Source organism: Streptomyces sp. NPDC054956, assembly GCF_053609185.1.
Genome location: NZ_JBSGXB010000358.1, coordinates 1 through 7,066 on the forward strand (window position 1 = coordinate 1; position 7,066 = coordinate 7,066).

General features: G+C 73.5%; 9 protein-coding genes. 2 read left to right on the forward strand and 7 right to left on the reverse strand.

Annotated features, from left to right (window positions below; translation table 11 throughout):
- Positions 1-105: 105 nt before the first annotated feature.
- A complete protein-coding gene (locus ACWGDE_RS33955; RefSeq protein ID WP_453392903.1) occupies positions 106-1,542 on the forward strand; it encodes a GH1 family beta-glucosidase in 1,437 nt (478 codons plus the stop codon).
- Positions 1,543-1,601: 59 nt separating this feature from the next.
- Here ACWGDE_RS33955 and ACWGDE_RS33960 read toward each other — a convergent pair whose 3' ends face one another.
- The 3 genes from ACWGDE_RS33960 to ACWGDE_RS33970 are packed head-to-tail and all read right to left on the reverse strand — an operon-like array spanning position 1,602 to position 4,305.
- Positions 1,602-2,417 carry a hypothetical protein gene (locus ACWGDE_RS33960; protein WP_453392904.1) on the reverse strand — a complete coding sequence of 272 codons (816 nt, stop codon included), beginning with the start codon at positions 2,415-2,417 and terminating at the stop codon, positions 1,602-1,604.
- On the reverse strand, positions 2,414-3,070 hold the full coding sequence (locus ACWGDE_RS33965; RefSeq protein WP_453392905.1) for a response regulator transcription factor: 657 nt from the start codon (positions 3,068-3,070) through the stop codon (positions 2,414-2,416). The genes ACWGDE_RS33960 and ACWGDE_RS33965 overlap by 4 nt, the downstream gene beginning before the upstream one ends.
- Positions 3,058-4,305, reverse strand: coding sequence for a histidine kinase (locus tag ACWGDE_RS33970; RefSeq protein WP_453392906.1), 1,248 nt, complete (start codon positions 4,303-4,305; stop codon positions 3,058-3,060). The genes ACWGDE_RS33965 and ACWGDE_RS33970 overlap by 13 nt, the downstream gene beginning before the upstream one ends.
- Positions 4,306-4,478: 173 nt before the next feature.
- On the opposite strand from ACWGDE_RS33970, the gene ACWGDE_RS33975 reads away from it, so the two are divergent.
- On the forward strand, positions 4,479-4,928 hold the full coding sequence (locus ACWGDE_RS33975) for a hypothetical protein (protein ID WP_453392907.1): 450 nt from the start codon (positions 4,479-4,481) through the stop codon (positions 4,926-4,928).
- Between the two features lie 140 nt (positions 4,929-5,068).
- On the opposite strand, the gene ACWGDE_RS33980 is transcribed toward ACWGDE_RS33975, so the two are convergent.
- The 4 genes from ACWGDE_RS33980 to ACWGDE_RS33995 form a co-directional block, all read right to left on the reverse strand.
- Entirely contained in the window at positions 5,069-5,410 is a 342-nt protein-coding gene (locus ACWGDE_RS33980) for a TcmI family type II polyketide cyclase (protein WP_453392908.1), read from the reverse strand.
- A 20-nt stretch (positions 5,411-5,430) separates the two neighbouring features.
- Positions 5,431-5,910 carry an SRPBCC family protein gene (locus tag ACWGDE_RS33985; protein ID WP_453392909.1) on the reverse strand — a complete coding sequence of 160 codons (480 nt, stop codon included), beginning with the start codon at positions 5,908-5,910 and terminating at the stop codon, positions 5,431-5,433.
- A gap of 1 nt (position 5,911) precedes the next feature.
- Positions 5,912-6,169: a phosphopantetheine-binding protein gene (locus tag ACWGDE_RS33990; RefSeq protein ID WP_214948648.1), complete on the reverse strand. Its 258-nt coding sequence runs from the start codon at positions 6,167-6,169 to the stop codon at positions 5,912-5,914.
- An 18-nt stretch (positions 6,170-6,187) separates the two neighbouring features.
- A partial coding sequence (locus ACWGDE_RS33995) for a beta-ketoacyl synthase N-terminal-like domain-containing protein (RefSeq protein ID WP_453392910.1) occupies positions 6,188-7,066 on the reverse strand: 879 nt, incomplete at its 5' end.

The window sequence follows — 7,066 nt, forward strand, 5'->3', positions numbered from 1 at the left end:
GACCACTGTGAACTCCCCGTGGTGGGGGGGGGGGGGCCCGGCCCCCCCCCCCACGACACGCCCCAGCGGCCCTCCTCCCCCAACCTTCCTTTCAGGAGTCCTCACATGACCACTGTCGACGCGTCCCCCGCCACGGGGGCGGCGCTCCGCTTCCCCCCCGGCTTCCGGTGGGGCACGGCGACGGCCGCCTACCAGATCGAGGGCGCGGCCGCGCTGTACGGGCGTACGCCCTCGATCTGGGACACCTTCAGCCGTACGCCCGGCAAGGTCCTCAACGGGGACACCGGGGACACCGCCGCCGACCACTACCACCGGGTGGCCGAGGACGTGGCCCTGATGAAGCGGCTCGGCGTGAGCGACTACCGTTTCTCGGTGGCCTGGCCGAGGGTGCAGCCGACCGGCCGGGGGCCCGTCGTACAGCGCGGTCTCGACTTCTACCGGCGGCTGGTGGACGCGCTGCTGGAGGCGGGGATCCGGCCGGTCGCCACGCTCTACCACTGGGACCTGCCGCAGGAGCTGGAGGACCTCGGCGGCTGGCCGCACCGGGACACGGCGGAGCGGTTCGGCGAGTACGCAGGGCACGTCGCCGGGGCGCTCGGGGACCGGGTCGCGAGCTGGACCACCTTCAACGAGCCGTGGTGCTCGGCCTTCCTCGGCTACGCGTCCGGGCTGCACGCCCCGGGCCGTACCGAGCCGGCGGCCGCGCTGCGGGCGGCCCATCACTTCAACCTGGCCCACGGGCTGGGCGTACGGGCGCTGCGCGCGGCGCTGCCCCGGCCGGCGGAGGTCTCGCTGACGCTCAACCTGCACGTGGTGCGGCCGCTGACCGGCTCCGCCGCCGATCGGGACGCGGCGCGGCGGATCGACGCGGTGGGCAACCGGATCTTCCTCGATCCGGTCTTCCACGGACGGCTGCCGCCGGACCTCGTGCGGGACACGGCCGCGCTCACGGACTGGTCCTTCGTGCGGGACGGCGACCTGGCGGCGGCCTGCGAGCCGATCGACTGGCTCGGCCTGAACTACTACTCCCCCACGGTGGTCGCGGCGGCCGGGCCGGGTACCTCCGGCTCCGACTCCTCGGCCCCGGCCCCGGCCCCGCCCTCGCCGTGGCCGGGGGCCGAGGGACTCGTGCGGTTCCTGCCCGCGCCGGGGCCCCGTACGGCGATGGACTGGCCGGTCGACGCGGGCGGACTGTACGAACTGCTGACGCGGCTGCGCGACGAGCTGCCCGGTGTACCGCTGCTGATCACGGAGAACGGCGCGGCCTACGGGGACTACGCCGATCCGGAGGGGGCGGTGCACGATCCGGAGCGGATCGCCTATCTGCGCGGCCATCTGGCCTCGGTCCACCGGGCCATCGAGGACGGGGCGGACGTGCGCGGATACTTCGTCTGGTCCCTGCTGGACAACTTCGAGTGGACGTACGGCTACAGCAAGCGGTTCGGGATCGTGCACGTGGACTTCGCCACGCAGCGGCGCACGCTGAAGGACAGCGCGCACTGGTACGCGGACGTCATCGCCCGGGGCGGCCTGGCGCCGTAGGCGGTCGGTGCGGCAGCCGGTCGGTGCCGTAACCGGTGGGCCGCCGTCGGCCCGACCGGTCAGGGTCTCGGCTGCTGGTACCCGGCCGCGATGCGCCCCGAGCCCACCGAGAGGTCGAGGGTGCGCGGCGAGGCCGGGTCGGAGAGCTCGGGCGCGACCTCGTTGCGGCCCCAGCCGGTGGACGTGGTGACGCGGAACCTGGTGGCCTCGGGGACGGTGAGGGCGAGCCTGCCGTCCCCGATGTCGGCACGGACCCGGTCGGGCGGGGTGGTGAACTCGACGACGGCCCGGCCCGATCCGACGCTGAGGTCGGCCTCGGACGAGGTGAGGGCGGTGGCGTTCAGCCGGCCGGAGCCGACCCGGGCGCGCACCGTGCCGCGCAGACCCGTGAGGTTGACGCGTCCGCTGTCGATCCGTGCGTCGACGGTGCCGCCGAGGCCGCCGATGTCGACGCTGCCGGTGGCGGCGGTGACGGTGACGGGAAGCGCCGCGGGGACGGTCACCCTCAGCAGGACCGCGCAGGAGACGGCGGGGGTCGGCCAGGAGTCCTCGTCGGGGCAGCGCGGAGTGAGGGTGAGGGCGCCGTCCTGCCACTGCTCCTCGACGACGGGTTTGCGGCGCGACCAGCTGAGCTCTGCGCGGTAGCCGACCTGCTCGTCCCCGCGCGGGGAGACGGTGATGTCCGCGCCTCCGCCCGCGATGTGCAGGGCGGTCACCGGTCGGCCCTCGGTGCTTCCGCGCACGGTGCCGGTGTGGGTGGCCACGTACGTCCCGGCCTGCCAGGCGACGGGGAGGGCGACGAAGACCGCGCAGAGCACGGTGGCGACGATCCAGGCGAGCCGGCGCCCGGGGCGCTGCGGGCCGGTGGGCGTCACGGGGAGCCCTCCAGGAAGCGCAGGACGGCGAGGACACGGCGGTGGTCGCCGTCGGCGACGGGGAGGTCGAGCTTGGCGAAGATGTTGTTGATGTGCTTGGCCACGGCGCTCTCGCTCACGACGAGTTCGGTGGCGATGCCGGCGTTGGAGCGGCCCTCGGCCATGAGGGCCAGTACGTCGCGTTCGCGCGGGGTGAGCCGTTCGAGGGGGTCCGGTCCGCCGCCGCGGCGCAGCAGGAGCTGGGCCACGACCTGCGGGTCGAGGGCGGTGCCGCCGGCGGCGACGCGGCGCAGGGCGTCGATGAACTCCTCGACGTCGGCGACGCGTTGTTTGAGGAGGTAGCCGATGCCGGCGCCGGTCTGGGTGGCCAGCAGGTCGGCGGCGTACCGCTCCTCGACGTACTGGGAGAGCAGCAGGACGGCGGTGTCGGGGTTCTGCTGACGGATCATGAGGGCGGCGCGGACGCCTTCGTCGGTGAAGCCGGGCGGCATCCGGACGTCGACGAGGGCGAGTTCGGGCTTGTGCTCCTCGACGGCCGCGAGGAGGCTCTCGGCGTCTCCGGTTTCGGCGGCCACCTCGAAGCCGGCCATCTCGAGGACTTTGACCAGTCCGATGCGCAGGAGGACCGAGTCCTCGGCGATCACGGCACGCACGGCAGCTCCACTGTCAGGGTCGTCGGGCCCCCGACGGGGCTGTCGATCACGATGTTTCCGTCCACCGACCCTACGCGTTTGCGCAGTCCGGTCAGTCCGGTGCCCCCTGCCGGGTCGGCTCCGCCCACCCCGTCGTCGGTGACGGTGAGGCGCAGTACGCCGCCGGCCGTCCGGACCACGTCGACGGAACAGCGTGTGGCGCGGGCGTGTTTGGCGACGTTGGCGAGGGCTTCGGAGACGACGAAGTAGGCGACGGCCTCCACGGTGGGGCCGGGGCGGACGGGGAGGTCGACGGAGAGTTCGACGGGCAGGGGCGCGCGGGCGGCGATGCCGGAGAGGGCGGCGTCGAGCCCGCGGTCCTCCAGGACGGCCGGGTGCAGTCCCCGGACGAGGTTGTTGAGTTCCTCGATGGCCTCCTTCGCCTCGCGGTGGGCCTCGTCGATGACGGCCTTGGCCTCGGCGGGCAGCCCGGGGAGGGTGGCGCGGGCTATGCCGAGGTTCATGGCGAGGGCGACCAGGCGCTGCTGGGCCCCGTCGTGCAGGTCCCGTTCGATGCGGCGGCGCTCCAGGTCGGCGGCGTCCAGGACGCCGGCCCGGCTCTCGGCGAGGTCCTCGACGCGGCGTTCGAGCTCGCGGGCCCGGTTCGGTCCGAGGAGCGCGACGGCGGCCCCGGCGTCGAGCCGGCCGAGGAGGGCGGCGAACCAGGGCGCGGCTAGCAGGAGCAGGCCGCCGGCCGTGGTGAGGACGTCGTACTGGTGGGTCCAGCCGGGGCCCGCGGTCTCGGGCAGGGCCCAGCCCCATCCGTAGACGGTGGCGCAGATGACGCCGGTGGTCCAGGTGAAGACGAGCAGGCCACCGCCGAGGGCGGCGAGCGGGCTGACCAGGAAGTGGTAGCCGTACTGCCGCCAGGTCGCCTCGGAGCGCAGGCGCTCGACCAGGCCGCGGATGCTGAGCCGGGGGTGTTCGCGGGCCACGGACGGTATGTCGATGCCGAGCAGAGACCAGCAGCGGCTGCGCTGGAGGGTGGTGAGCAGCGGGGACAGCAGCACCACGAGCAGCAGCGGGACGGGGCTGTGTCCGGGCATGGTGAAGAGGAGGACGAAGCCGAGCGCGAGGGGCAGGGCGGGCGGGATCGCCGCCGCGCTGAAGGCGGTGTTGCGCCATGCCCAGGGGGACCAGGGCGCATGCGCCCGGATCCAGTCGAATGTACGCCGCAGCGCGCCGGAACTTGCCATGTGGGTACCGTAATCGGCCTGGCCAGGGCGATTCCACCACGCTGGTGCCCGGTCTGGGGTGTAGCTGGCACCACCCCCGGTTCGGACAGTGGGGCTACTGATTCCGGGGGCCGGCGCGACGAGTCTTGTGGTGTGCCCGGCGGACGGTCCGGCGGGCGGAAGGAGACTCCGCCATGGCCCTCACGGCGCCCCAGTACCGTCCCCGTACCCAGCCCCTCGCCGCGGCCCGGCCGGCGGCCGCTCGTAACGCTGCGGGATCCCGCGTCCGTGCTCCGCGGATGGCCACGGTGCTCACCGGCGCAGGGCTGGCGCTGGTGCCGTGGATGCTGGTGCTGGCCAAGACGCTGCCGCAGAACGCCGAGGTGTCCAACTGGGCGACGGCGTGGATAGGTCTGGATGTGATGCTGGCGGCGGGGCTCACGGGTACGGGGCTGCTGCTGCGCCGGCACGACCCCCGGGTGGTGCCGGTGGCGGCGGCGACTGCGGCCCTGCTGGTGGCGGACGCCTGGTTCGACGTGACGACCTCGGCCGGTGGCGAGCAGACCCTCGCGCTGCTCATGGCGGCCGGAGCCGAGCTGCCGCTGGCGCTGGCCTGCGCGGCGGTGGCGGGGAGGCGCTCGTGAACGCGGGGTGGCGCTGCCGCCCGGGGTGGTGGCGCACGGGAGGCAGGCCGGGGTGGTGGCGCGGGGGCAACGGTGGCGGGCCCCGCACCAGGTGGGTGCGGGGCCCGAGGCCTGCCGGTCGCGCGGGGCGCCTCGTACGGTCAGGCCGTACGGGAGCGGCCCGGACTCTCCCAGCGGTAGAACTCCTGGGCCATGGCGTCCTTGGGGCTGCGCCAGGTCTCCGGATTGTGCGGGCTGATGTAGGCGGTGAGCCGGTCGCTGAGGTCCCGGAACTCCGGGTGAGCGGTGACCTCGGCGATGGCCGGGCCCGGGGGGCGGTCGGATTCGATGAGGTGCATGTACACGTCGCCGAACTGGAAGAGGCTGCGGCGGGTGACCCCGACGAGGTGCGGGAGCTCGCCCGCGTCCGATGCCGCGAAGAGCTCGGCGATGTCGGGGGCGGACTGCGGCGCCATGCGGGCGACGATGAGAGCGCGGTGCATCCGGAGTGGTGCCTTTCGTCTCAGACGCGGCTGACCGCGGGCGTGCGGCTCTCGCGTTCGCGTTGTTCGATCTTGTCCCGGATCAGTTCCAGCTGGATCTTGGAGTTCTTGTTGATGCGGTCGGTCATGCCCGCGTCGTCCACCGGGGCCTGCGGCTTCATCGCGAAGTCCTGGGTCCACACCATCCGGGTGCCGCCGGGCACCTCGAAGTACTGCCAGTGGATGTCCATGTGCTCGAACGGGCCGGTCTCCACGCGGCGGGCGCGCACGGTTCGGGCGACGGGGTCGGGGGTGCGCTCGGAGACCCAGCTCCACACGGTGCCGTTCTCGTCGGGGTGCATGGTCAGCCGGAAGCGGGTGGTGAGCCCGTCCTCCTCCAGGATCTCCAGCGAGGCGTACTCGCTGAAGAGTCCGGGCCAGCTGGGGAGATCGTTGGTCATCTCCCAGACCACGTCCATCGGCGCGCCGACGGTGATCTCGTTCTCGGTGTGTCCTGCCATCTCAGGCTCCGGTCATCAGGCTGGTGTTGACGAGGTCGAGGAACTCCTTGGGCGTCTTGCACCGGTCCGCGTCGGTGGGCAGCGCCCGGCCGCGCTGGTTCTCCAGCAGGCCCACGATGCCGAGCAGGCCCAGCGAGTCGAGGCCGTAGTCGTCGAACAGGGAGTCCGGACGGCTCTTCATGTCGGCCGGGTCGACGGTGATGCCGGCGCCGGACTTCATCAGAGCGGCCAGCTCCTCGACGGTCAGTCGTTCGGACATGAGCGGCTCCTTCTGTCTCTAGGAGGGGATACGGAGGACGAGCGCGGCGTTGGAGCCCATGAGGCCCCGGCTCAGGACGAGCGCGGTGCGCAGCTCCACGGTGCGGGCGCTGCCGGTCACCACGTCGAGGTCGTGGCACACGTCGAAGACGTTCGGCGTGGGCGGGACGATGCCGTGCTCCAGGGCGAGGACCGCGGCAGCGGTGTCGAGGACGGGGGCCGCGCAATAGGCCCTGCCCGTACCGGTCTTGGGTGCGGTCACCGGTACCGAGCGGCCGTGCGGTCCGAGGGCCGAGAGGATGGCGGCGGCCTCGGCCCGGTCGGCCTGCGGGGTTCCGAGCGCGTCGGCGAAGACCACGTCGACGTCCTCGGGTGCGCAGCCCGCGTCCCGCAGGGCGCCCCGGATCGCGTGGGCCAGCCCTTCGCCCGCCTTCCCGGCGGTCTCGGGCCGGTGGGGCCCGGTGAAGGTCGCGGCGTGCCCGGCCAGGACGGCCCGGACGGACGCGCCGCGGCGCAGGGCCGCCTGTTCGTCCTCGACGAGGAACATCGCGCCGCCCTCGGCGGGAACGTAGCCGCAGGCCTTCTCGGTGAACGGCCGGTACGCCCGCTCCGGGTCGTCGTGCGTGCTCAGTGCCTCGTAGCCGAGCTGGCAGACGATGGAGTACGGGGCCAGGGGCGCCTCGGTGGCTCCGACGAGCATGGCCCGGCTGCCCTGGCGGATCGCCCGTGCGGCGTGCGCGAAGGCGTCGAGCCCGCCGGCCTCGTCGGCGGCGACGACCCCGCACGGGCCCTTGAGGCCCCGGCGGATGGAGATCTGGCCCGTGCTGGCGGCGTAGAACCAGGCGATCGACTGGTACGGGCCGACATAGCGCGGTCCCTGTTCCCACAGGTGTTGCAG